Origin of the sequence: Sphingomonas sp. ASY06-1R (assembly GCF_052180265.1) — a bacterium.
GTDB lineage: Bacteria > Pseudomonadota > Alphaproteobacteria > Sphingomonadales > Sphingomonadaceae > Sphingomonas_I.
Genome location: NZ_CP197464.1, coordinates 1864157 through 1888222 on the forward strand (window position 1 = coordinate 1864157; position 24066 = coordinate 1888222).

Consider the following 24066-nt stretch of genomic DNA (forward strand, 5'->3'; position numbering starts at 1 on the left):
GACCTGCCGATGATGTTCGGCCGCCTCAATCACGTGGGTATAGCGACACCGTCGATCGAGGCGGCGGTGGCGCTTTACCGCGATCGGCTCGGCGCTACCGCGATCGGGGCGCCGTTCGATCTGCCTGCGCAGGGCGTTCGGGTTTGCTTCGTCGATACGCCCAACAGCCAGATCGAGCTCTTGGAGCCGCTGGGCGATAATAGCCCGATCGCACGCTTTCTCGCCAAGAGTCCCGCGGGTGGACAGCATCATATCTGCTTCGAAGTGCCCGACGTGGTGACGGCGAAGGCCGAACTGGAGGCCGGCGGCGCAACCGTTCTGGGCGAGCCCAGGATCGGAGCGCACGGCACGCCGGTCATTTTCGTTCACCCCAAGGACATGGGCGGCGTGTTGGTCGAGCTTATGGAGACACCGGGTGCGCATTGACTCGGGACCTGGGTTGGGACGAGGCATGGACGGAGACGTCGGCCTTTCCCTTGCCAGGCAGGTTTTGGTTGCGGGCGTAGATGACGAGACAAAGCGTGGTACGATCGGACGGACGGCGGCGTGACGGATAAACCCTCGGCAGCCGATTGGGCGGCGCTCGCCGCCAAGGAAGTGAAGGGGCGCGCCCTCACCTGGGAAACGCCCGAAGGTATTCCGGTGAAGCCGCTCTACACAGCGGAGGATGTGGCCGGCGTCGATCCCGGGCTGCCCGGCTTTGCACCCTTCACGCGCGGCGTGCGGGCGTCGATGTATGCCGGCCGCCCGTGGACGATCCGCCAATATGCCGGTTTCTCGACGGCGGAAGAATCCAACGCTTTCTACCGCCGCAACCTGGCGGGCGGGCAGAAGGGTTTGTCGGTCGCGTTCGATCTTGCGACGCATCGCGGCTATGACAGCGACCATCCCCGCGTCGTCGGCGACGTCGGCAAGGCCGGGGTCGCGATCGATAGCGTCGAGGACATGAAGATCCTGTTTGACGGCATTCCGTTAGACAAGATGTCCGTCAGCATGACGATGAACGGCGCGGTCATCCCGATCCTCGCCTTCTTCATCGTCGCGGGCGAGGAGCAGGGCGTCAGTCAGGCACAGCTGGACGGCACGATCCAGAACGACATCCTGAAGGAGTTCATGGTCCGGAACACCTATATCTATCCGCCGGCGCCGAGCATGCGGATCGTTTCGGACATCATTGCCTATACCTCGGCGCATATGCCGAAATTCAATTCCATCTCCATCTCCGGCTATCATATGCAGGAGGCGGGGGCGACGGCGGTACAGGAGCTTGCCTTCACGATCGCGGACGGCAAGGAATATGCCCAGGCGGCGATGGCGGCGGGGCTGGATATCGACGCCTTTGCAGGGCGTTTGAGCTTCTTCTTTGCGATCGGCATGAACTTTTTCATGGAGGTCGCCAAGCTGCGTGCCGCGCGGAAATTATGGCATGGCATCATGGATAAGCTGGGCGCCAAGGACGCACGCTCCAAGATGCTGCGCACGCATTGCCAAACCTCGGGCGTCAGCCTGACCGAGCAGGATCCCTACAATAATGTGATCCGCACCACGGTGGAGGCAATGGCAGCCGCGTTGGGGGGCACGCAATCGCTCCACACCAACGCGCTGGACGAGGCGATCGCGCTGCCGACCGACTTTTCCGCCCGGATCGCGCGCAACACGCAGTTGGTGCTGCAGGAAGAGACGGGGATCACCAATGTCGTCGATCCCCTGGGCGGATCTTATTATGTCGAGGCGCTGACGCAGGAGCTGCACGACCGGGCATTGGAGATCATTGCAAGGGTCGATGCGGAAGGCGGCATGGCCAATGCGGTCGCCGCCGGATGGCCCAAAGCGATGATCGAAGAAGCCTCCGCCGCACGCGCCGCGCGCGTTGACCGGCATGAGGATGTGATCGTCGGCGTCAACAAATATACGCTGCCCGAACAGGATGAATTGTCGATCCTGCATGTCGACAATCATGCGGTGCGCGCGGGGCAGATCGCCCGGCTGGAACGGATCAAGGCGACCCGCGACGAGGCGGCCTGCCGGGCGGCGCTGGACGCACTGCGGGAGGGCGCACGCGCGCCCTTAGCGGACGCTGGATTGGCGCAGCCGGAATCGAGAGAAACCAACCTGCTTGCGCTGGCGGTGGCATGCGCACGGGCGCGCGCGACGCTTGGCGAAATCAGCCAGGCGATGGAGGATGTGTTCGGCCGTTACGGCACGACGCCCACGCCCGTGTCGGGCGTCTATGGCGGCGCATATATCGACGATCGGCGCTGGAGCGTGCTGGTGGAGGGCGTCGAGGCGGTTGCCCGTCGGCAGGGGCGGCGGCCACGCATGCTGGTCGCGAAGATGGGCCAGGATGGGCATGATCGGGGCGCGAACCTGGTGTCGTCGGCATTTGGCGATCTGGGCTTCGAGATCATAGCCGGCCCCTTGTTTCAGACGCCGGCCGAAGCCGCTGCCCTGGCGCTGGAGCGCGATGTCGACGTGGTCGGTGCGTCCAGTCTCGCGGCGGGTCACAAGACGCTGATCCCGGAGCTCATTGAGAAGCTGCGCGCGGCCGGGCGGACTGATATCAAGGTGATTGCAGGTGGGGTCATACCGGCCCAGGATTATGCCTTCCTGCGCGATGCGGGGGTTCAGGCCATCTTTGGGCCCGGCACCAATCTGGTCGCGGCGGCCGGCGAAGTGTTGCGGCTGCTGGGGCATAATTTACCGCCTGAAGATTTGGATGAGGCTGCGGAATGAACGAGATTACGGCAATTACCCCTGCGCCCGTTTTGGCGTTGGATCGCGGCGACGTTGCGGCGCTCTTCGATCTTCCGTTCATGGAGCTCGTCTTTCGCGCCGCCGAAGTGCACCGCCAGCATCACGATCCCAATAAGGTGGAACGCGCGACCCTGCTGTCGATCAAGACGGGCGGTTGCGCGGAGGATTGCGGCTATTGTTCGCAGTCGGTCTATGCCGAAAGCGGGCTCAAGGCGTCCAAGCTGATGGACGTGGAGGCAGTCCTTGCGGCCGCGCGCGACGCCAAGGCCGCGGGATCGGAGCGCTTCTGCATGGGGGCAGCATGGCGCGAGCCCAAGGACCGCGACATGGATGCGATCTGCGCCATGGTGGAGGGCGTGAATGCGCTTGGGCTGCAGAGCTGCATGACGTTGGGCATGCTCAGCGATGCGCAGGCACAGCGGCTCGGCGAGGTCGGCCTCGATTATTACAACCACAATCTCGACACTGCGCCCGAACATTATGACAAGGTCATCACCACGCGCACGTGGCAGGACCGGCTCGACACCCTGGATCGCGTGCGGGGGCAGGGGATCAATGTCTGCTGCGGCGGTATCGTCGGAATGGGCGAGACGCGGGACGATCGCGTCGGTTTTCTCCATGCCCTGGCGACGTTGCCGGAGCCGCCAGAGAGCGTACCGATCAACGCGCTGGTGCCGGTGCCGGGCACGGTCCTGGGCGACATCCTGAAGGATGTGCCGAGTGCGCGCATCGATGACATCGAATTCGTGCGCACGGTAGCGGTTGCGCGGATCCTGATGCCGACTTCGGTCGTGCGCCTGTCGGCCGGGCGCGAAAGCATGTCGGAGACGACGCAAGCCTTGTGCTTCCTGGCAGGCGCCAGCTCGATCTTCACGGGCGACAAGCTGCTCACCACCGGTAATGCCGGGAGCGATCAGGATAGCCTGTTATTCGCCAAGCTCGGGCTGAACCAGGTCGAGACCCGGGCCGTGATCGCATGATCGGCGTGCGGGAACGCTGATGTTCAAGAAAATCCTGATCGCCAACCGCGGCGAAATTGCGTGCCGCGTGATCCGGACGGCCCGCGCCATGGGTATCGAAACCGTCGCGGTCTATTCCGACGCCGATGCGCGGGCGCCGCATGTCGAGATGGCCGATCAGCGCGTGCGCCTCGGACCACCGCCAGCATCCGAATCCTATCTGCTGGCGGAGGCGATCGTGCTCGCCTGCAAGGAGACGGGCGCGGAGGCGGTGCACCCCGGCTACGGCTTCCTGTCGGAGCGGGAGAGTTTCGCGCGGTTACTCGCCGACAATGATATCGCCTTCATCGGGCCGCCGCCCGAGGCGATCGCGGCGATGGGCGACAAGATTCAGTCCAAGAAGCTCGCCCAGGCGGCGGGCGTATCGGTCGTGCCCGGCTTCATCGGCGAGATCCGCGATACCGATCATGCCGTCGAGATCGCCGGCGGCATTGGCTATCCGGTGATGATGAAGGCCTCTGCCGGCGGTGGCGGCAAGGGCATGCGGCTTGCGTGGTCGGAGCAGGACGTGCGCGAGGGGTTCGAAGCAACCAAACGCGAAGGCCTCGCGAGTTTCGGCGACGATCGCATCTTCATCGAGAAGTTCGTCGAAAGCCCGCGCCACATCGAGATTCAGCTGCTGGGCGACCAGCATGGCAACATCGTCTATCTTGGCGAGCGGGAATGTTCGGTGCAGCGGCGCCATCAGAAGGTGGTCGAGGAAGCGCCGTCGCCCTTCGTCACGCCAGAGATGCGCAAGGCGATGGGCGAGCAAGCGGTGGAGCTGGCGCGGGCGGTCGGCTATTATTCCGCCGGCACGGTCGAGTTCATCGCGGGCGCCGATCGCAGCTTTTACTTTCTGGAAATGAACACCCGTCTGCAGGTGGAGCATCCGGTGACGGAGTATGTCACCGGCCTGGACCTGGTCGAGCAGATGATCCGCGTCGCCGATGGCGAACGGCTCGGTTTCTCCCAGGAGGATGTGAGGCTGACCGGTTGGGCGATCGAGAACCGGGTCTATGCCGAAGATCCGTATCGGGGATTTCTGCCGTCGACGGGCCGGCTGGTGCGGTATCGGCCGCCCGTCGCCACGGCGTCGCTCGGCGCCGGGGAGAGCACGGCACCCCAGGTGCGCGTCGACGATGGGGTGGTCGAAGGCTCGGAAATTTCGATGTTCTACGATCCCATGATCGCCAAGCTCGTCACCTATGGCGCGACGCGCGAACAGGCGATCGATGCGCAGATCGCCGCGCTCGACCGCTTCGAAATCGACGGGATCGGCCACAATGTCGATTTCCTCTCCGCGCTGATGCAGCACCCACGCTTTCGAGAAGGCCGCCTCACCACCGGCTTCATCGCCGAGGAATATCCCGATGGCTTCCAGGGCGCGCCCGTCGCGCCCGCGCTTACCGCCAGGCTTTCGGCTATCGCCGGGATCGTGGCCTGCGCCGAGGCATCGCGCGCCGCGTCGATCGACGGACGGCTTAACGGCCGTATCGATCCGATCTGCGAATGGGTTGTCAGCATGGATGGTGCTGAACATCATGTCGCGGTCGAGGACGGCACCGTCCTGGTCGATGGCGAGACGTTGGTGGTGGACGCCCCCTATGTCCCGGGCCAGCGGCTGATCGAAGCCGAAATCGATGGCGAGCATTTATCGGTACGGCTGACGCGAACGCCGTCCGGCTTCCGGCTGACCACGCGCGGGCGCATTCATGATCTGCGCGTGCTGCCGCCGCATATGGCGGCGCTTGCGGCGCACATGATCGAAAAGATCCCACCGGATCTGTCACGGTTCCTGCTGTGCCCCATGCCCGGCCTCCTCACCGCATTGCATGTGAAGGTCGGCGACAAGGTCGAGGCCGGCCAGCCACTGGCCGTGGTTGAAGCGATGAAGATGGAGAATATCCTGCGCGCGCAGAAGGCCGGCGTGGTCGCTAAGATCGACGCGGCGCCGGGCGACAGCCTGGCCGTCGATGCGGCGATTTTGGAGTTCGAGTAGCTTTCGGTCGCCAAATCAGGCAGAGCTGTTTCAAAATCAGACACAAAGTTGAGGATGTATGACGGCGCACCCCCTGGATTTCGCGCTCGGCGAGATGGCCGACGCGATCCGTGAGACCACGCAGCGTTTTGCTGCGGATAAGATCGCACCGTTGGCGGCGCGCGTTGATGCCGATGACTGGTTCCCGCTGGAATTGTGGCCGCAGATGGGCGCGCTGGGCCTGCATGGCATCACAGTGCCGGAAGCGGACGGAGGGCTTGGCCTCGGCTATCTCGAACATGTCGTGGCTTGCGAGGAAGTCAGTCGCGCGTCCGCATCGGTAGGCCTGTCTTATGGGGCGCATTCCAACCTCTGCGTCAATCAGATCGCCCGTTGGGGTAATGAGGCGCAGAAGGCCCGCTATCTGCCGAAGCTGATTTCCGGCGACCATGTCGGCAGCCTGGCGATGTCGGAAGTGAGCGCGGGCTCCGATGTCGTGTCGATGAAGCTGCGTGCGGACAAGGTGGCCAACGGCTACCGGCTCAACGGCACCAAATTCTGGATCACCAACGCGGCCTATGCGGATACGCTGGTCGTATATGCGAAGACGACGCCCGATGCCGGATCGAAGGGAATTACGGCCTTCCTGATCGAGAAGGATATGGCCGGGTTCGCCATCGGACAGAAGATCGACAAGATGGGCATGCGCGGCTCGCCCACGGCGGAACTGGTCTTCAACGACTGTTTCGTGCCCGACGAAAATGTGATGGGCCCGCTCGACGGCGGCGTGAAGGTGCTGATGTCAGGGCTGGATTATGAGCGGGTCGTGCTCTCCGGCATTCAGCTGGGCATCATGCAAGCCTGCCTGGATGTGGTGATACCCTATCTGCAGGACCGAAAGCAGTTCGGAAAGCCGATCGGCGCGTTCCAGCTGATGCAGGCCAAGGTGGCGGACATGGTCGTCGCGCTCAATTCGGCGAGGGCTTATTCCTACGCCGTCGCGCGTGCCTGCGATGCCGGGAAGACCACCCGTCACGATGCGGCCGGCGCGATCCTCTACGCGAGTGAGAATGCGGTGAAGGTCGCCAACGAGGCGGTGCAGGCGCTGGGCGGCGCCGGCTATACCAAGGATTGGCCGGTCGAACGTTATCTGCGCGACGCCAAGTTGCTCGACATCGGAGCGGGGACCAACGAGGTGCGGCGCATGCTGATTGGGCGGGAAGTGCTGGGCGTATGATGCTGTGCCGGGAGATGTTCTGTCCTTGGGACGAGGTGGCGGCGTGACGCGGCTCACGTCGTTGATCGACACCAACGCGGCCGCCTTCCGCGCCAATGCCGAGCATAATCGGGCGCTCGTCGCCGAGCTGCGCGCAAAGGTAGGCCAGGCGGCCCTGGGCGGGTCGGCAGCATCGCGCGAGCGCCATATCGCCCGCGGCAAGCTGCTGCCCCGGGATCGGGTCACGCGGCTGCTGGATCCGGCGTCGCCTTTTCTGGAAGTGGGACAGCTTGCTGCCAACGGCCTCTATGGTGACGAGGTGGCCGGTGCGGGTCTGATCGCCGGGATTGGCCGCGTGATGGGCCGGGAGGTGATGATTGTCGCCAATGACAGCACGGTCAAAGGCGGCACATATTATCCCCTGACGGTCAAGAAACATCTCCGCGCGCAGGAGATCGCGCAGGAAAATCGTCTCCCCTGCATCTACCTGGTCGACAGCGGCGGCGCCAATCTGCCGCACCAGGCGGAGGTCTTCCCCGACCGCGATCATTTCGGCCGGATCTTCTTCAACCAGGCCAATATGTCCGCTCTCGGCATTCCCCAGATCGCAAGCGTGATGGGAAGCTGCACCGCCGGCGGTGCCTATGTGCCCGCGATGTCGGACGAAAGCGTGATCGTGCGCGGGCAGGGGACGATCTTCCTGGCTGGCCCCCCGTTGGTGAAGGCCGCGACCGGGGAGGTCATCTCGGCCGAGGAGCTGGGCGGCGCGGAAACGCATGGGCGCAAGTCCGGCGTGGTCGACCATATCGCCGAGAATGACGACCATGCGCTGACCATCGTGCGCGATATTGTCGCGACGCTGGCCCCGCCAAAAGCCGCGGGCATCGCAATCACAGAGCCGCGTCCACCGCGGTTCGACGCGGAAGAATTGTATGGGATTGTCCCGACCGATGTTCGGGCGCCCTATGATGTGCACGAAGTGATTGCGCGGATCGTCGACGGCTCCGAACTCCACGAGTTCAAGGCCAATTATGGCACGACTTTGGTGTGCGGCTTCGCGCGCATCTGGGGCATGCCGGTCGCGATCCTCGCCAATAATGGCGTCCTGTTCAGCGAAAGTGCGCAAAAGGGCGCACACTTCATCGAGCTTGCCTGCCAACGCCGCACGCCGCTGCTGTTCCTGCAGAATATTTCCGGTTTCATGGTCGGCGGAAAATATGAAGCCGAAGGTATTGCAAAACATGGCGCGAAGCTGGTCACGGCGGTGGCGACTGCTTCGGTGCCCAAGATCACCGTTCTGATCGGGGGGAGCTTCGGTGCCGGCAATTACGGCATGTGTGGGCGGGCTTATCAGCCGCGCTTCCTGTTCACGTGGCCCAATGCCCGGATCAGCGTGATGGGTGGCGAGCAGGCGGCGTCCGTGCTCGCGACCGTTCATCGCGATGCCGACACATGGACGGCGGAAGAGGCCGAGGCGTTCAAGGCGCCGATCCGGCAGACCTATGAGGATGAGGGCAATCCTTATTATGCGACCGCGCGCTTATGGGACGACGGGATCATCGATCCCGTGCAAACCCGCGACGTTCTGGGGCTCGCTCTGGCCGCCACTCTGAACGCGCCGATCGCGGATCGCGCGCAATTCGGCATCTTCAGGATGTGATGATGAAAGACCGCCTTTACCTGCTCGATAACGTTTTCCCGGATGCGGATTTGCCCGGAAGGACCTTTTATTGCCGCGACTGCATCACGCTGCACGGCTTGCTGGCGGCGTTTCCGGAGCGGTGTGGTGCCCTGGACGTCATTCGAAGCCCTTTTCCACGTCCGCGTGTGAACGTAGTCGAGCAGTTAGGGGAGGCGCATCAGTGGCTGCCGGTGCTGGTTTTCGCACCTGATGCACCCGCCGAGCTTGCCGATGCCGAGCATCAAGGTGTGCGCTTCGTCACGGACATGAAACGCCTGCTGCACGCGCTCCACGTCCGCCACGGCTTCCCCGAAGCCCATCCCTGAGCCGTGCTTTGAAGGACTGATCGATGCTACTGGGCCTGTTGATCTTTGCCGCCACCACAAACAAGCTTCCGCGGTGGGAGGCGATGCCGCCGCCGGCGGGGGCAGAGGCGGCCGTGATGGCGCCAATCGATGCAGTCCTGGGCGGTCTGGCCAAGCGGGACAGTGCCGCTATCCTCGCGCAAATCATGCCTGCCGGCGGCGCAACTGCGGTGACGGAGATGCCGGATGGCACGCGCACCGTCCGGCACATGAGCTGGCAGGAATTTGCTGCCGGCATCTCCGGACGTTCGGAAGCTCTGCGCGAAACGCTCACCGATCCGGCCGTCGAAGTCGATGGCGACATCGCGATGGTCTGGTCGCGCTACACGTTCACGATCGACGGCAAGGTGCATCATTGCGGCGTGGATCATTTTGACCTCGTTCGCGATGGCGGAAACTGGAAGGTTCTCAATGCCACCTGGTCATCCCGCACGACCGGATGTGAGAACCGGTCCGAATGACGAACGACCTGATCTCGATCGGTGCAATCCTGCTGATGCTGCTGGTCGTTGGCGGCATGTTAGGGGCCGTGCAACGGGGCGGGTTTTCATTCGGCTGGCTGCTGGTTGCGGCCGGCCTGGTGCTGTTGAACGATGCTCTGCTGACCAATTTCTACCATCACGGACCACGACTGCTGCCGCCGGCGGACTGGAATTGGCAAGGCAAGCTGTTCGCGTTGCTGGGTACGCTCCTTATCGCGTCACTGCCGGCGTTCGGCTGGCGCAAGTCCGGGCTGACGTTTCGTCAAAACCCGCAGGGGCAGCGATCCGCGATCATCGTATCGATCCTGGTATGCGCGGTCTTCGTCTACTTCGCGTTGAAAGAGCCCAATGGCGCGATCGATCGGGAAACGCTGGCGTTTCAGCTGACGATGCCCGGCCTGGAGGAAGAGCCTTTCTATCGCGGTATCTTGCTGCTTGCGCTCAATGAAGCGTTCCGGTCGCGCGCGAATATCCTGGGCATCCAATTGGGCTGGGGCGGGATCTTGTCCTGCGCCTTGTTCGGCTTGGCGCACGCCTTCAGCTATGCGCATGGAGCCTTCCATTTCGAGCCGATGGCGATGGCGTTGACCGCCGGACCGGCCCTGATCCTGGTGTGGCTGCGCGAGCGTACCGGCAGCGTTCTGCTGCCCATCTTGCTGCACAATTTCGGCAATTCCATTTCCATCCTGATTTAGGCCGATCGATGATCCAATCGCTTCTTATCGCCAACCGGGGAGAGATTGCCCGCCGGATCATGCGGACGGCGCGCAATCTGGGCATTCGCACGATTGCCGTGCATTCCGACGTCGATGCGACAATGCCGTTCGTGCGTGAGGCGGACGACGCGGTGTGTATCGGGCCGGCCCCGGCGCGGGAAAGCTATCTCGATCAGGCCAAGATCCTGGCCGCGGCGCGCGCGACCGGCGCGGACGCAATCCATCCAGGCTATGGCTTTCTTTCGGAGAATGCGGACTTCGCCGATGCCGTCATCGCAGCCGGATTGGTGTGGGTCGGGGCACCTCCCGCGGCGATCCGCGCCATGGGGCTGAAGGACGCGGCCAAGGCCTTGATGACCAAGGCGGGCGTGCCGGTGACGCCTGGCTATCTGGGCGCGGATCAGGCCGCGGAGCGCCTGCAGGAAGAGGCGGACGCGATCGGCTATCCCGTGCTGATCAAGGCGGTGGCGGGCGGCGGGGGCAAAGGCATGCGGCGCGTCGATGCGCCGGCCGCATTTGCCGACGCGCTTGCATCCTGCCGGCGCGAAGCTGCCTCGTCGTTCGGAGACGATCGCGTCCTGCTCGAGAAATATATTCTCAATCCGCGCCACATCGAGGTGCAGGTCTTCGGCGACACGCACGGGAATGTCGTCCACCTGTTCGAGCGCGATTGCTCGCTGCAGCGCCGCCATCAGAAAGTCATCGAGGAAGCGCCCGCGCCAGGCATGGACCCGGCGACGCGCGAGGCGATCTGCGCCGCCGCGGTCAAGGCTGCGAAGGCGGTCGACTATGTCGGCGCCGGCACGATCGAATTCATTGCCGACGCCTCCGAAGGGCTGCGGGCCGACCGCATCTGGTTCATGGAGATGAACACCCGGCTGCAGGTCGAGCATCCGGTTACGGAGGAGATTACCGGACAGGATCTGGTCGAATGGCAGTTGCGCGTCGCATCGGGCGAAGGCTTGCCGAAGCGACAGGATGAGCTTTCGATCCGTGGGTGGGCGATGGAAGCCCGGCTCTATGCGGAAGATCCCGCAAAGGGATTCCTTCCGTCCATCGGCAAGCTGGAGCATCTCCATTTCCCAGAGGGCGCGCGGATCGAGAGCGGCGTCATTGAAGGCGGCACCGTAACGCCATTTTACGATCCGATGATCGCCAAGATTATCGTTCAAGGCCATGACCGGGAAACAGCGGCGCATAAACTCGCTGCGGCGGTCGGCGAGGTTCAGGTCTTTCCCGTACGGACCAATGCCGGCTTCCTGGCAAGGCTTGCCGCCGCATCCGATTTCATTGCCGGCCGGGTCGATACGGGCTTTATCGAGCGTCACCTTGGTACACTGACGGGAGATGAAGCAGACCCATCTGTGACCGCAGCTGCGCTGAGCTGGCGGCTGGAAGAGTTCATGGACGCAGACTTTGCCAGAGGGAGAACGTTGAGCCCCTGGGCCAATGCCCCGTCGGGCTTGTTTGGCTTCCGTCTCAATGCGGATCCCGCCCCAGCATCGCTACCGTTCCGTTCCGAGGGGCAGCCGCATCTTGCCGTAGTTCGGCCCGATAAAACGGGTCCAGCCGCTGGGCAGTGGCGCTGGGATATCACGCTCGACGGTAAAGCGTTTGAAAGCGATGACTCGCCATGGCCGAGCGCCCATGGAGACAGCCCGGGTCGCGACGGCTCCATCTTTCTGTTCAGAAAGGGCGAGGCGTACCGCTTCACGTTTGGGGCGGATATCGGCGCGTTGGGCGCAATATCGGCGGGGGGCTCGATCCTCGCGCCGATGCCCGGCCGGATTGTGTCGGTCGAGGTAGAAGAGGGCGCCGCTGTCAGCGCCGGCCAGAGGCTGTTGGTGTTGGAGGCGATGAAGATGGAGCAGGCGCTGATCGCGCCATTCGATGGCGTCGTCGCTGAGCTGAAGGCGGTCGCGGGGGCGCAAGTGCCGGAGGGTACGTTGCTGGCACGCATCGAAATTGGAGAGGCGTAATGGCAGGACGCTATTTCGACGCGTGGCAGGTTGGTGACCGGATCGAGCATCCGATCCGGCGGACGGTTACCGAGACGGACAATCTCCTCTTCTCGACGATGACGCATAATCCGCAGCCGCTGCACATCGATGCGGAAGCGGCCAAGGCAAGCGAGTTCGGCCAGATCCTGGTCAACGGCACCTTCACCTTCGCGCTGATGGTGGGCCTTTCGGTCGGCGAAACCACGCTCGGCACGCTGCTTGCCAATCTTGGCTATGACAAATTGGTGATGCCGAAACCCGTTTTCCTGGGCGATACGATCCGCGTGGAGACCGAAGTAACCGCGCTGAAGGCAAGCACATCGCGGCCCGGCGCCGGCATCGTCACCTTTGAGCATCGTGCGCTCAACCAGCGCGACGAGATCGTCTGTTCCTGCCTGCGCATGGCATTGATCCAGGGGCGACCGGCGTGATGCGGTTGCGCTCGCTCCTGTTCGTCCCGGGCGATCGGCCCGACCGGATGGAGAAGGCGCTCGGGTCCGGGGCGGACGCGTTGATCCTCGATCTGGAGGATTCGGTCACCACCGCACGCAAGCCGGAAGCGCGGGAGGCGGTTCGGTCCTTCTTGGCGCATCGGCAGCCCGTAAACATCTTGGTACGGGTTAATCCGCTTAGAAGCCCGTTTCTTGATGTCGACCTGAAAGCCCTCGAAGGCGTACACACCGATGCGATCATGTTGCCGAAGGCCGAAGGGGCGGCGAGCATCCGCGCCATCGCTGGCCGATCCGGCCTGCCGATCCTGCCGATTGCGACCGAGACGCCGGCCGCCATTTTCCAGCTCGGCAGTTATGGCGAAGTTGCGCAGCGGTTGATCGGCCTGACCTGGGGGGCGGAGGATTTGCCCGCGGCGATGGGCGCAAGCGCGGCGCGCGAGCCAGACGGCCATTATACCGCACCGCTCGAGACGGTGCGCGCGCTGGCGCTGTTCGGGGCGCATGCCGCGCGCGTGCCAGCGATCGAAACGGTCTATCCAGCGTTCCGCGACAGTGACGGCTTGGCGGCCTACGCCGGTCGCGGTGCGCGGGATGGCTTTACCGGCATGATGGCAATCCATCCCGATCAGGTCGCAATTATCAACACGGCCTTCACGCCGAGCCAAAGCGACGTGGCGGCGGCGCGTGCGATCGTAGCGGCATTCGCCGCACAACCCAGCGCGGGCGCCCTAGCGGTGGACGGCCAGATGGTCGATGCGCCGCACCTGGCGCAGGCGCGCCGACTCTTGGCACGGGCAGGAGAGACAGCGTGACCCACCAGAGCTTGATCGACGCCGATGCTTTGGCAGGGCTGATTGAAAAAGAGGGCGTGCTCATCTTCGACTGTCGGTTTGATCTGACCGAGGTCGATGCCGGTAAGGCTGCCTATCTGGAGGGGCATATTCCAGGCGCCGTCTATGTCGACCTGGAGCGGGATCTGTCGGGCCGATCGGATGGGCATAATGGCCGCCATCCGCTGCCCGATCGAGCCGCGTTCGCGGCGCGCATGGCGGCATTGGGGGTGAGCGAGGGGCTGCAGGTGGTCGGCTACGATACGTCGGGCGGCTTTTATGCATCGCGTCTGTGGTGGATGCTGCGCTGGCTTGGCCACCGCGACGTGGCCATTCTCGATGGTGGGCTTGCCGCCTGGACGGAGGCTGGTCTGCCCCTGATGGCCGGGGATGTACCGGCACGGCCGGCGGAGCCGCTTGCGCCCGCGCCGGAACCGGCGATGGCGGCAGTGGACGTCGCAGGGATCGAAGCCAATCTGGATGAAGGCGCTCTGCTGGTTCTGGATGCGCGCACGCCGGAGCGCTTTGCCGGGGCACCGCATCCGCTGGATGTCGCGTCCGGCCATATTCCGGGCGCTGCCAACCGATTCTATCAGCGGAATCTGGATGCGAATGGCCGATTTAAATCGCCGGACGAGCTGAAGCGCGAGTTCGCGGCTGTTCTGGCAGACACGGCGCCGGATCAGGTAGTGCACCAATGCGGATCGGGCGTAACCGCGACCCACAATCTGCTGGCGATGGAGATAGCCGGGTTGACCGGTTCAAAACTTTATCCGGGCTCATGGAGCGAGTGGACCAGTGATCCAGCTCGCCCCATTGCCTCAGGTTCGGATTAAGCGAACAGCTTTGCCCAAGCGCGCTTCGGGCGATCCTTCCAGTGACCGCGGTGATAGGCGTCGGACGCCAGTAGCGGCACGACCGAACCGGCCTCGGCGAAGACCATCTGCTCGATAGCGGTGTTCACCTTGCCCCAGCTTGCCGCTTCCTGCAGCGTCGAGGAGGAGCAGGCGCCGTCGCGTACGTCAGCAACCGTGATCTGCACCGCATATTTGTGCACTTCGACGTCGTCGTGACCGAGGATCTCGGCGCACACGACCGTATCCTGCACAAAATTCTTGGGCACGCCGCCGCCGATCATAAGCAGGCCGGTAACGCCCGCCTCGATCTTGATGTCGGTCAGTTCGCGGAAGTCGGCAATCGAATCGATCGTGAGGTAGGGCTTGCCCGCCTTCATCGAATCGACCTGATGCTTGACGAGACCGAAGCCAGCCGAGGAGTCCGTGAAGGCCGGGCAGAAGATCGGCACGTCATGCTCGTAGGCGAGCTTGACCAGGCTGTTTTCCTTCTTGCCATGCTCGACCAGATATTTGCCCATTTCGCGAATGAAGGCGCGCGACGAATAGGCCTTCGGCTCCAGCGTCTCCGCGATCTCGAAGATCGTGTGATCGACGTTCTGGAGGTCTTCCTCGTCGATATAGGTATCGTAGATGCGATCGATCAGCAGCGAGCGCAGCGTATCGTCGTCCGGGACCTCAAGTGCCTGATAATGTTTGTGACCAAGGCCCTCGAAGAAATCCATGTCGACGATGGTGGCGCCGGTGGCGATGATGCCGTCGACCATGTTGGAGCGGACCAGTTCTGCATAAGCATCCATGCAGCCGCCGGCCGAGGTGGAGCCTGCGATCACCAGGAAGATGGTGCAATCCTTGTCGGCCAGCATGTCGTTGTAGATGCCGGTCGCACGCGCCAGATCGCGGCTTGTGAAGCTCATCTTGCCCATGGCATCGATGATCGGGCGCGCGTCGTAGCTGCGGATATCGATATGTTCGACGGTGGTGGAGAGCAGCTCCGCCTTGCGGGTATCGTTTACAGGTACGTCGTTCATGGGAATATTCCCCGTATGCGTATGATCCGGCGTCGTTTTTGGGGACGCGGAAACCCGAACGCGAGGGCCGGACGGTAAACCGCCCGACCCTCGAACCTCAATGACCGACCGCTGTTACAGCGTGACGACGTTGGACGGGCGAACCTGCTCGGGAAGCGTCTCAATATAGACGCTCGCCATCGGCTCATTGTCCATGATCACGGTTTCGCCGGCGGTGAAGCCGTTGAAGCCCGTGCGCATGGCGCTGCCATAAGCACCGAGCATGCCGATCTCGATATAATCCCCGGCCTGGATGTCAGCCGGCAGCATGAACGGTCCGGCCATGTGATCGATGTCGTCACAGGTGGGGCCGTAGAAGCTGAAGGCCATATCCTTGGTGGCCGAGGCCTCCTCACGCACGAGCTCCACCGGGAAGCGCCAGCCGACATGCGCCGCATCGAACAACGCGCCATAAGCCCCGTCGTTAATGTACAGCTGGTCGCCGCGCCGCTTTTCGACCCGTACCAGCAGGCTGGCATATTCGGCGCACAGCGCACGGCCCGGCTCTGCCCACAATTCGGCCGAGTAGCTGATGGGCAGCGCCTCGAACGCATCGTGGATGGCGTTGAAATAGGCCTCGAGCGGGGCCGGCTCCATGCCCGGATAGATGGACGGGAAGCCGCCGCCGACATCGATCACGTCCACCGTGACCGCCGCTTCGACGATCGCGTTACGGACGCGCCCCAGCGCGTTGACATAGGCCGATGGCGACATCGTCTGGCTGCCGACATGGAAGCAGATGCCAAGGGCATCGGCTGCCTGACGGGCGGCGAACAACAACGCCTTGGTCTCGCCCGGTTCCGCACCGAACTTCGACGCCAGGCTCAGCTTGGCATAATCGGACGGTACCCGCAGCCGTACGCACAACGTCAGATCGGTCGCCTGACCGGTCGCGCGCATGATCTTTTCCAGCTCCTCGATCGAATCGAGCGAGAAGGTGCGGACGTTATGATCGAAATAAGCCTCGCGGATCGCTTCCTCGGCTTTCACCGGGTGCATGAAGCATAAGGTCGCACGTGGCGCGATCTGCGCCACAAGGCGCACTTCCGCGATCGAAGCCACGTCGAAATGGGTGATCCCGCTTTCCCACAATTGCCGGATCAGATCCGGCGAGGGGTTCGCTTTCACGGCGTAGAGCGAGCGGCCCTTGAACTTCTCCACAAAGAAGCGGGCAGCGCGATGCGCAGCGTGCGGACGGATAAGCGTTACCGGCTGAACCGGACGCTCGTTAGCGATCTCAAGGCTCGTGGGAGCCTTGTTCGGGGTGGCCGCTAGCCCCAGCGCGTTATGGTGCTTGTGCAATTCAAGGGACCTCCAGTGCCGCAGGCGAACCTGCGGTCAACAGTTGAAAAAAACTGCCTTGCGGTGGAAGTCCCATGGGGCAGCGGACGCGCTACATAGGAGGGGGTACCCCCCGTGTAAAGTTTCAATCGCATGTGAAATTCGATCCCACCAACATGACAGGATAAAGCGTGAATTTTCAGAGCCATAATGAGGGGCGTGTGGCGTCGAGAGGCGGAATTCTGGCGGCTGCCGATCGGATCGCCGCCATCGTTACACGGACGCCCTTATTGCCTGTGCCGGCTACCGGCGGACGGGTTTGGATCAAGGCCGAGTCGCTGCAGCTGGGTGGCGCCTTCAAGCTGCGCGGCGCATATAATCGTCTTGCCCAGATCGCGCCGGAACAACGTGCCGCAGGCGTGGTCGCGTTTTCGTCCGGCAATCATGCGCAGGGTGTCGCGCGCGCCGCGGGCCTGCTGGGAATGCCGGCGGTCATCGTCATGCCGGCGGACGCGCCGACCGTGAAGCTGGACGCCACCAAGGCGCTGGGCGCACAGATCGTCCTCTACGACCGCCGCAGTGAAAGCCGCGAGCGGATTGCAGCGGCTCTTGCCGCCGAGCGAGGGGCGGTGCTGGTGCCCTCGTTCGACGATGTCGATGTGATCGAAGGGCAGGGGACCGTCGGGCTGGAGATTGCGGATCAACTTGGTCGCGCGCCGGCACAAATTATCGTTCCCTGTGGCGGCGGCGGGTTGTCGGCCGGGATTGCGCTGGCCGTGCCGGATACGCAGGTCGTGGTCGCCGAGCCGGAGGGATGGGACGATATGACCCGATCTCTTGCCGCCGGCGAAATCCTGGAGGTGGCAGCCGACGCGCCGGCGACATCCTGTGATGCGCTGCAGACGATGCGGGTGGCGGACCGGACCTTCACCGCGCTTGCGACCGCGGGCGCGCACGGCGCTGCGGCGAGCGAAGCGCAGATTCACGCCGCCATGCGCTATGCATTCGGATTGGGGCTGGTGGTCGAGCCCGGCGGTGCGGCGGCGTTGGCGGTCTGGCTTGCCGGCACGGTGCCCGCGAAGGAAGGGGACACGGTGATCGTCTGTTCAGGGTCGAACGTGGATCCGCAGGCATATGCCAGGATTATCGGGTAAAGCGGGTTTGACCACATTGGAGAGGCCAAGGGCATGAGCGGACGGATCAGAGTCGGGATCGGAGGCTGGACGTTCGAGCCCTGGCGCGGGCCCTTCTATCCCGAAGGCTGGCCGAAGGCGCGCGAGCTGGAATATGCCTCCACCCATGTGACCGCGATCGAGATCAACGGCACCTTCTATTCGACGCAGAAACCCGCGACCTGGGCGGACTGGGCCAAGCGGACGCCCGACGATTTCGTCTTCGCGATCAAGGCCTCGCGCTTTTGCGTGAACCGGCGGGTGCTGCGCGAGGCCGGCGAATCGATCGACAAATTCATCAATCAAGGACTGGTCGAGCTGGGGCCGAAGCTTGGGCCGATCCTGTGGCAATTCGCCGGTACCAAACAGTTCGATCCCGACGATATTGCCGGGTTTCTCGATCTGCTGCCCAAAAGCATCGGCGGTATCCCGCTGCGTCATGCGATTGAGCCGCGTCATGAAAGCTTTCGCGATCCGGCCCTGCTGGACCTGGCCCGCAAGGCGGGGGTCGCGATCGTCTTTGCCGATGACGAGGATAAATATCCGCAATTCGCGGATCTGACCGGCGACTTCGTTTATGCGCGGCTGCAAAACCAGCGCGAGGAAGAGCCGACCGGTTATGCGCCGGCGGCGCTCGACCGCTGGGCCGATACCGCCAGGGCTTGGGCCGACGGTGCGACTCCCGCAGGATATTCCTATATTTCTCCGCCCGCGCAGGAGCGTGATCGCCCGCGCGACGTCTTCGTCTTCATGATCAACGGTGCCAAGGTCCGCGCTCCCGCCGCGGCGATGGGGCTGATCGAGCGATTGGGTTAGGCGATGCGCACGGTTTCCGACGATGTCCCCGTCCGGTTGTACCACCTCGATGAAGATGGTGGGGCGGCAACGACCCTGCTCTACGGATCCTTGATGGACGCGCTGGCGGCGGCAGCGGCGCAGCCCGAAGACGTGCAAGCCGGCCTGTTCCTTCAGACCAGCAATGATGTTGTCGCCTATCTGGACTTCATCGAGGGCTGAGCGCTTCATTTCCGATGTGTTGCTGTGCGCAACTTTCTGTCACGAACGCGACACAATCATTTTCTAGCGCGACTGTGGGCAAGAACCGTGAAGGTCCGCCCCAACAAGACGCGAGAGGGAAGCAAATCGGACCGGCAGTGCATGCGCTTCCGGCCATTAATCACGACCTAAGGGGAATCCGTTTGAATTTCGTTGGTAAGAAAACCGCGCTCGCTTTGGGCGCGTCGATCGGCGCGATGCTGTGCGCCACCGTTGCCGGCGCGCAGGATGCGCCTGCCGCAACGGCCGCCGCCTCCAGCGACAATCTGGGCGAGGTGGTGGTCACCGCCCAGCGCCGTTCGGAAAATCTGCAGAATGTGCCGGTTTCGGTAGGCGTCATCAGTGGTGCGGATCAGCGCACCTTCACGGCCGGCGGCGACGATACGTTGCTTTCGCTGTCCGGTCGCGTGCCCAGTCTTTACGTCGAATCGACGACCGGCCGCATCTTCCCGCGCTTCTACATTCGCGGCCTCGGCAATATCGATTTCTATCTCGGTGCATCCCAGCCGGTGTCGATCATCCAGGACGATATCGTGCTGGAGCATGTCGTGCTGAAGTCGAACCCGGTCTTTGACGTTGGCCAGGTCGAAGTGTTGCGCGGCCCACAGGGCTCCCTGTTCGGGCGCAACACCACGGCGGGCATCATCAAGTTCGATACCAACCGCCCAACCCAGACCTTCCAGGGTCAGGCACAGGCATCCTATGGCAGCTTCAACACGGTCACGTTCGACGGCGGCGTCGGCGGCCCGATCGTGGCGGACAAGATCGCCTTCCGCCTGTCGGCTCTGTACCAGCATCGTGACGATTACGTCGACAACACCTTCACGGGCGCAAGCGCCGACGGCACGGTGACGCCCAAGAAGAACGCGATGGGCGGCTTCAACGAAAAGGACGTGCGGCTGCAATTGCTGTTCACGCCGACCGACAAATTGTCGGTTCTGCTGTCCGGCCATGCCCGGGACTATGACGGCACCGCAACCTTGTTCGAGCGCGGTTACATCAAGAAGGGATCGAACAAGCCGGTCGGCCCGCGCAACGAAGTTTCGTACGACGAGGCGCAGAACAATCCGCAGGCTTACAAGACCTATGGTGCGTCGGCCCACGTCTCCTACGATTTCGACTTCGCGACGCTGACGTCGATCACGGGCTATGAGACGACGTCCGGTTACAGCCGTGGCGACACGGATGGCGGTGCCGCCGCGAACTTCCCGTTCAACGGCGCGCCAAATGGGTTCGGTGAATCGCAGGGTCAGATCCGCGACCTGGACCAGTGGACGCAGGAAGTGCGCCTCGCCAGCAACGGCCAGGATCGCTTCAAATGGCAGGTCGGCGGCATCTATTTCGACAGCCGAGACACGACCGATTTCTACCAGCGTGGGTATTTCCTTACGACGGCAGCGCGCAACCCGAACAATTGGGTTCGTCTTCACAACATCAACACGTCGTGGGGCATTTTCGGCCAGGTCAGCTATGACATCACCGACAAGCTGACGGTCACTGCCGGCGCGCGCGAAACCAAGGATACCAAGAGCACCCGCCTGCTCAAGACGGCGGATACGGCTGCCGGAGTGGTGACGTACACCGGTCGCCGCTATGTGCGCTTGTCGGACAAGGAGCCGAGCTGGGACGCCAGTCTGCTCTACAAGATTGACCCGAACGTCAGCGTCTATGCACGGGCCGCGCGGGGCTTCCGCGGGCCGACCATTCAGGGTCGTTCGGCCGTCTTCAACGCCGATTTCACCACGGCAAATTCGGAAAAGAACACGTCGTTCGAAGCCGGCTTCAAGAGCAGCCTGTGGGACAATCGGCTTCGCCTGAATGCGACCGCCTTCGCCTATACGGTCAAGGATATTCAGCTGAACGGCAACGACACGAACGGCAACGGTGTGTTGTTCAACGCAGACAAGGCAAAAGCTTATGGTCTGGAAGGCGACATCGAGCTGCGCCCGGTCCGCAACCTGACGCTGACCGCTGGCGCGAGCTACCTGCATACCCGCATCGACGACAAGAACGTCTACGCGCAAGCCTGCAGCCTGAACGGTGTGTTGGTCTGCACCGTCGAAGATCCGCTCTTCACCCGCGGAACAGGAACGGGAACGACCTATTTCGCGCAGATCAACGGCAATCCGCTGCCACAGGCGCCGAAGTATAACCTCAACTTCACAGCACGTTACGACATGCCGCTGAGCGAAAGCAGCAGGATCTTCGTTGCGACCGACTGGAACGTGCAGGGGTATACGAGCTACGTGCTCTACAAGACCAAGGAGTTCACCTCGAAGGGTAATTTCGAAGGCGGCGCCAAGATCGGGTATAGCGGCAATGAAGGCGCCTACGAGATCGCGATCTTCGCGCGCAACATCACCAATGAGAAGAACCTGAAGGGCGTGATCGAGAATTATATGGCTGCGGTCTACAACGACCCGCGGATCATCGGCGTCTCGGTCTCCGGTAAATTCTAACGGTCCTGCCGGCAACGGCGTGAGCAGATTGCGGGCGGCGGTGCTTCGGTGCCGCCGCCCGTTTTCGTTACCGCCTTATTGTCGGGACGGTTGAATATCGCGCTGTTGTGCGGAACGCGGCCGCTCGCGCGGGGAGGGGAGACGTTGTATGCGGCTGTCCTGGCCCTGGCGGAAGGAGAGCGACGTGGACCTTGGGATCGACGGGAAAACGGCGTTGGTCTGCGCATCGAGCCAGGGATTGGGACGCGGATGTGCCACCGCACTGGCAGCGGCGGGTGCCCGCGTGATCATCAACGGGCGTGACGCAGAACGGCTGGAGCGCGTCGCCCGTGAAATCGCTGAAGCGACGGGTGCGACAGTCGTTCCGGTCGCGGCCGATGTCGGCACGCAAGACGGCCGCCAAGCCTTGCTGGCGGCTGCGGGCGCTGTCGATATCCTGGTCAACAATAATGGCGGCCCGCCGGCGGCCGACTTCCTTACGCTGGACCATGACAAGCTGCTGGCAGGGGTCGAGGCCAACATGCTTACGCCGATCCTGCTGGCCCAGGCGGTCATCCCGGGCATGATCGAGCGCCGGTTTGGACGCATCGTCAACATCACGTCCGGCTCGGTGAAGATGCCGCTGCAGGGCCTCGACCTGTCAAGCGGTGCCCGACTGGGGCTGACGGGCTTCCTGGCCGGAGTGGCGCGGCAGGTCGCTTATGCCAATGTAACCATCAATGGGCTCTTGCCCGGAGCCTTCGATACGGCGCGGATCCATGCCCTCATCGCCAAGCGCGCCGCGGAAACCGGTCTTTCTATCGAAGAGACGGCGGCGCAGCGGCGGGATGGGATACCCGCGAAACGATTTGGGCAGCCGGACGAATTCGGCGCGGCCTGCGCGTTTCTCTGCTCGGCACAGGCGGGCTACATAACGGGCCAGAATATCCTGATCGACGGCGGTGCCTTTCCGGGCGTGCTGTGATCGCACGGTGCCCAAACGGGTCGGAGTGAGGCTAAGCGGCGCAAATTGCTGCTTTTCCTGAACCGATCCGGCAGCGCTTTGTTCTAGCGTTCAAGATGTCGGCGGGCCGCGCCGCCTGAACGAAGGAATGACCATGAAGAAGAATTTCTGGATGCTGGGCGGGCTGGGCGTTGGTCTGGCCGTAGCCGGCGGCTTTGCCGGCAGCGCGGCGCTGGCGCGCGCCCGCGGGCCGCTGAAATGGGTGGCGGATTTCGACCATCAGGTCACCGGGGTCGCGGCCACAGAGGATGGGCGGATCTTCGTCAATTTTCCGCGCTGGACCGATGATGCGCCGATTTCGGTAGGCGAATTGCTGCCGGATGGCACGGTGCAGCCTTATCCGAATGCGCAGTGGAACAGCTGGCGCAATGCGAAGGCCGCCAAGATGCCGGTCGAGAAGCATTTCGTCTGCGTTCAGTCGATCGTGCCCGACGGGCGCGGTAATCTGTGGGTGCTCGATCCCGGTGCCCCCGGCAATGAGAAGATATTGCCCGGCGCGCCCAAGCTGGTGAAGATCGACCTCGCCCGCGATCGCGTCACCAAGGTCATCGCCGTGCCAGAGGAAGTGGCGCTACAGGGGAGCTACCTCAACGACATCCGCTTCTCGCCGGACGGCAAGCTGGGCTACATTACGGATAGCGGCACGCGAGGCGCGATCATCGTCGTGAATTTGGCGAGCGGCGAAAGCTGGCGCGCTCTGGACGGTCATGTCTCGACGCAGGTCGATAAATCCGTGGACGTCATCATCGACGGCAAGCCCCTGGTCCGCCCGGATGGACGTCAGCCCATGTTTTCCGCCGACGGCATTGCGCTTTCCAACGATGGGAAGACATTATTCTATCAAGCGCTTACCGGCGAAACCCTGTACGCAATCGCAACAGACAAACTGCAGCGGGACGTATCCGAAGCGGCAAGAGCTGCCGCTGTTGAAACAGTTGCGCATACGCATGTGGCAGATGGATTGTGGATGAGCCGGAATGACGTCCTGTATCTGACATCGCCCACGGATAATTCGATCACCCGGCTCGACGGTGACAGGACGGAAATCGTCCTGACGGATCGGCGTCTGCGCTGGCCCGACACCTTCTCGGAAGGGCCGGACGGGCGGATGTATGTTACGGCCAGTCACATTCAGGACACGGCGTGGTTCACGCCGGGGGCGCCTGCATCGATCCGCACATCGCTATTCACATTCCTGCCCGACGACACGAGCGATACCTGATGAAAGGCGCCCGCTAAGGACGGCCTATTGGTCGGGCGTGAAGTCGCGGCGCCGGAACTTGCTACGGTCGGTCTGGAAGGAGAATGCGGCCGTCCCGGTTTCTCCCAAAGGCACCACCGCACTGCCATAGGTAGAGCGATAGCCGCCCGTGCCGACGGCGACGCCGACTTCCCCGTGGATGCGGCCATCGGGGGCAACCCCATCGTCGATCGCGCGATCGGGATGTGATGCGCCATATTCCAGCGCAGCTTCCCGGTCCTCCGGCGAAAGCCGCACCGTACCCGGGACGGATGGGTCAGCCGGTATCGTTCCCGAGAAGAAGGGCGCCTCCACCGGCTCGGGGGGCGATTGCGCCAGCAACGGCGTCGCCATCGGCAGGAGCATGAAAAAGGCCGGACGGAAGATCTTCATTATCATCCTTCTTGGCGCAAGACTAAGCCGGAGACAGATGTCCTACGGCTGAACAAGGGACCT

General features: G+C 63.2%; 22 protein-coding genes. 19 read left to right on the plus strand and 3 right to left on the minus strand.

Features of this window, described 5'->3' with window-relative positions; translation table 11 throughout:
- The first annotated feature begins 9 nt into the window (after positions 1 to 9).
- The 13 genes from mce (at position 10) to ACSBM8_RS09105 (ending at position 14311) form a co-directional block, all read left to right on the plus strand.
- Entirely contained in the window at positions 10 to 426 is a 417-nt protein-coding gene (mce, locus tag ACSBM8_RS09045) for a methylmalonyl-CoA epimerase (protein ID WP_442681291.1), read from the plus strand.
- A gap of 120 nt (positions 427 to 546) precedes the next feature.
- The gene (scpA, locus tag ACSBM8_RS09050; RefSeq protein WP_442681292.1) at positions 547 to 2733 is read left to right on the plus strand and encodes a methylmalonyl-CoA mutase; all 2187 of its coding nucleotides are present in this window, start codon (positions 547 to 549) and stop codon (positions 2731 to 2733) included.
- On the plus strand, positions 2730 to 3734 hold the full coding sequence (gene bioB / locus ACSBM8_RS09055) for a biotin synthase BioB (RefSeq protein WP_442681293.1): 1005 nt from the start codon (positions 2730 to 2732) through the stop codon (positions 3732 to 3734). The genes scpA and bioB overlap by 4 nt, the downstream gene beginning before the upstream one ends.
- A 19-nt stretch (positions 3735 to 3753) precedes the next feature.
- Positions 3754 to 5754, plus strand: a complete 2001-nt coding sequence (locus tag ACSBM8_RS09060) for an ATP-binding protein (RefSeq protein WP_442681294.1) — start codon at positions 3754 to 3756, stop codon at positions 5752 to 5754.
- A gap of 58 nt (positions 5755 to 5812) precedes the next feature.
- The gene (locus tag ACSBM8_RS09065; RefSeq protein WP_442681295.1) at positions 5813 to 6970 is read left to right on the plus strand and encodes an isovaleryl-CoA dehydrogenase; all 1158 of its coding nucleotides are present in this window, start codon (positions 5813 to 5815) and stop codon (positions 6968 to 6970) included.
- Between the two features lie 43 nt (positions 6971 to 7013).
- Positions 7014 to 8609, plus strand: a complete 1596-nt coding sequence (locus ACSBM8_RS09070) for a carboxyl transferase domain-containing protein (RefSeq protein ID WP_442681296.1) — start codon at positions 7014 to 7016, stop codon at positions 8607 to 8609.
- Entirely contained in the window at positions 8609 to 8956 is a 348-nt protein-coding gene (locus tag ACSBM8_RS09075) for a DUF3088 family protein (RefSeq protein ID WP_442681297.1), read from the plus strand. The genes ACSBM8_RS09070 and ACSBM8_RS09075 overlap by 1 nt, the downstream gene beginning before the upstream one ends.
- A 23-nt stretch (positions 8957 to 8979) precedes the next feature.
- Positions 8980 to 9456, plus strand: coding sequence for a nuclear transport factor 2 family protein (locus tag ACSBM8_RS09080; RefSeq protein ID WP_442681298.1), 477 nt, complete (start codon positions 8980 to 8982; stop codon positions 9454 to 9456).
- Entirely contained in the window at positions 9453 to 10172 is a 720-nt protein-coding gene (locus ACSBM8_RS09085) for a CPBP family intramembrane glutamic endopeptidase, BDIM_20840 family (protein ID WP_442681299.1), read from the plus strand. Before ACSBM8_RS09080 ends, ACSBM8_RS09085 begins: the two co-directional genes overlap by 4 nt.
- Before the next feature lie 8 nt (positions 10173 to 10180).
- On the plus strand, positions 10181 to 12172 hold the full coding sequence (locus ACSBM8_RS09090; protein WP_442681300.1) for an ATP-binding protein: 1992 nt from the start codon (positions 10181 to 10183) through the stop codon (positions 12170 to 12172).
- On the plus strand, positions 12172 to 12624 hold the full coding sequence (locus tag ACSBM8_RS09095) for a MaoC family dehydratase (RefSeq protein ID WP_442681301.1): 453 nt from the start codon (positions 12172 to 12174) through the stop codon (positions 12622 to 12624). Before ACSBM8_RS09090 ends, ACSBM8_RS09095 begins: the two co-directional genes overlap by 1 nt.
- Complete coding sequence (locus tag ACSBM8_RS09100; protein WP_442681540.1) at positions 12624 to 13457, plus strand: HpcH/HpaI aldolase/citrate lyase family protein; 834 nt, start codon at positions 12624 to 12626, stop codon at positions 13455 to 13457. Before ACSBM8_RS09095 ends, ACSBM8_RS09100 begins: the two co-directional genes overlap by 1 nt.
- Positions 13454 to 14311, plus strand: coding sequence for a sulfurtransferase (locus ACSBM8_RS09105; protein ID WP_442681302.1), 858 nt, complete (start codon positions 13454 to 13456; stop codon positions 14309 to 14311). The genes ACSBM8_RS09100 and ACSBM8_RS09105 overlap by 4 nt, the downstream gene beginning before the upstream one ends.
- On the opposite strand, the gene ACSBM8_RS09110 is transcribed toward ACSBM8_RS09105, so the two are convergent.
- Together ACSBM8_RS09110 and ACSBM8_RS09115 are read right to left on the minus strand one after the other, a co-directional pair.
- Positions 14308 to 15360, minus strand: a complete 1053-nt coding sequence (locus tag ACSBM8_RS09110; protein WP_442681303.1) for a 1,9-bis(guanidino)-5-aza-nonane synthase — start codon at positions 15358 to 15360, stop codon at positions 14308 to 14310. The two genes, ACSBM8_RS09105 and ACSBM8_RS09110, sit on opposite strands and share 4 nt — an antisense overlap.
- Before the next feature lie 114 nt (positions 15361 to 15474).
- Positions 15475 to 16701, minus strand: a complete 1227-nt coding sequence (locus ACSBM8_RS09115; protein WP_442681304.1) for a type III PLP-dependent enzyme — start codon at positions 16699 to 16701, stop codon at positions 15475 to 15477.
- 170 nt (positions 16702 to 16871) lie between these two features.
- Here ACSBM8_RS09115 and ACSBM8_RS09120 point away from each other — a divergent pair, with 170 nt between their 5' ends.
- The 6 genes from ACSBM8_RS09120 (at position 16872) to ACSBM8_RS09145 (ending at position 23592) form a co-directional block, all read left to right on the plus strand.
- Complete coding sequence (locus ACSBM8_RS09120) at positions 16872 to 17834, plus strand: threonine ammonia-lyase (RefSeq protein WP_442681305.1); 963 nt, start codon at positions 16872 to 16874, stop codon at positions 17832 to 17834.
- A gap of 33 nt (positions 17835 to 17867) precedes the next feature.
- Positions 17868 to 18668, plus strand: coding sequence for a DUF72 domain-containing protein (locus tag ACSBM8_RS09125; RefSeq protein ID WP_442681306.1), 801 nt, complete (start codon positions 17868 to 17870; stop codon positions 18666 to 18668).
- 3 nt (positions 18669 to 18671) lie between these two features.
- Entirely contained in the window at positions 18672 to 18869 is a 198-nt protein-coding gene (locus ACSBM8_RS09130) for a hypothetical protein (RefSeq protein WP_442681307.1), read from the plus strand.
- Positions 18870 to 19105: 236 nt separating this feature from the next.
- Positions 19106 to 21367, plus strand: a complete 2262-nt coding sequence (locus ACSBM8_RS09135) for a TonB-dependent receptor (RefSeq protein WP_442681541.1) — start codon at positions 19106 to 19108, stop codon at positions 21365 to 21367.
- A gap of 184 nt (positions 21368 to 21551) precedes the next feature.
- Positions 21552 to 22331 carry an SDR family oxidoreductase gene (locus tag ACSBM8_RS09140; RefSeq protein WP_442681308.1) on the plus strand — a complete coding sequence of 260 codons (780 nt, stop codon included), beginning with the start codon at positions 21552 to 21554 and terminating at the stop codon, positions 22329 to 22331.
- A 133-nt stretch (positions 22332 to 22464) separates the two neighbouring features.
- A complete protein-coding gene (locus tag ACSBM8_RS09145) occupies positions 22465 to 23592 on the plus strand; it encodes an L-dopachrome tautomerase-related protein (RefSeq protein WP_442681309.1) in 1128 nt (375 codons plus the stop codon).
- A 24-nt stretch (positions 23593 to 23616) separates the two neighbouring features.
- On the opposite strand, the gene ACSBM8_RS09150 is transcribed toward ACSBM8_RS09145, so the two are convergent.
- Entirely contained in the window at positions 23617 to 24003 is a 387-nt protein-coding gene (locus tag ACSBM8_RS09150) for a hypothetical protein (RefSeq protein WP_442681310.1), read from the minus strand.
- Positions 24004 to 24066 lie beyond the last annotated feature (63 nt).

Bases quoted from the DNA above. Each gene is read 5' to 3' on its own strand.
- mce (WP_442681291.1), top strand. From the start codon at position 10: ATGATGTTCGGCCGCCTCAATCACGTGGGTATAGCGACACCGTCGATC.
- bioB (WP_442681293.1), top strand. From the start codon at position 2,730: ATGAACGAGATTACGGCAATTACCCCTGCGCCCGTTTTGGCGTTGGAT.
- ACSBM8_RS09060 (WP_442681294.1), top strand. From the start codon at position 3,754: ATGTTCAAGAAAATCCTGATCGCCAACCGCGGCGAAATTGCGTGCCGC.
- ACSBM8_RS09065 (WP_442681295.1), top strand. From the start codon at position 5,813: ATGACGGCGCACCCCCTGGATTTCGCGCTCGGCGAGATGGCCGACGCG.
- ACSBM8_RS09075 (WP_442681297.1), top strand. From the start codon at position 8,609: ATGATGAAAGACCGCCTTTACCTGCTCGATAACGTTTTCCCGGATGCG.
- ACSBM8_RS09080 (WP_442681298.1), top strand. From the start codon at position 8,980: ATGCTACTGGGCCTGTTGATCTTTGCCGCCACCACAAACAAGCTTCCG.
- ACSBM8_RS09085 (WP_442681299.1), top strand. From the start codon at position 9,453: ATGACGAACGACCTGATCTCGATCGGTGCAATCCTGCTGATGCTGCTG.
- ACSBM8_RS09090 (WP_442681300.1), top strand. From the start codon at position 10,181: ATGATCCAATCGCTTCTTATCGCCAACCGGGGAGAGATTGCCCGCCGG.
- ACSBM8_RS09095 (WP_442681301.1), top strand. From the start codon at position 12,172: ATGGCAGGACGCTATTTCGACGCGTGGCAGGTTGGTGACCGGATCGAG.
- ACSBM8_RS09100 (WP_442681540.1), top strand. From the start codon at position 12,624: ATGCGGTTGCGCTCGCTCCTGTTCGTCCCGGGCGATCGGCCCGACCGG.
- ACSBM8_RS09110 (WP_442681303.1), bottom strand. From the start codon at position 15,360: ATGAACGACGTACCTGTAAACGATACCCGCAAGGCGGAGCTGCTCTCC.
- ACSBM8_RS09125 (WP_442681306.1), top strand. From the start codon at position 17,868: ATGAGCGGACGGATCAGAGTCGGGATCGGAGGCTGGACGTTCGAGCCC.
- ACSBM8_RS09130 (WP_442681307.1), top strand. From the start codon at position 18,672: ATGCGCACGGTTTCCGACGATGTCCCCGTCCGGTTGTACCACCTCGAT.
- ACSBM8_RS09135 (WP_442681541.1), top strand. From the start codon at position 19,106: ATGCTGTGCGCCACCGTTGCCGGCGCGCAGGATGCGCCTGCCGCAACG.
- ACSBM8_RS09145 (WP_442681309.1), top strand. From the start codon at position 22,465: ATGAAGAAGAATTTCTGGATGCTGGGCGGGCTGGGCGTTGGTCTGGCC.
- ACSBM8_RS09150 (WP_442681310.1), bottom strand. From the start codon at position 24,003: ATGAAGATCTTCCGTCCGGCCTTTTTCATGCTCCTGCCGATGGCGACG.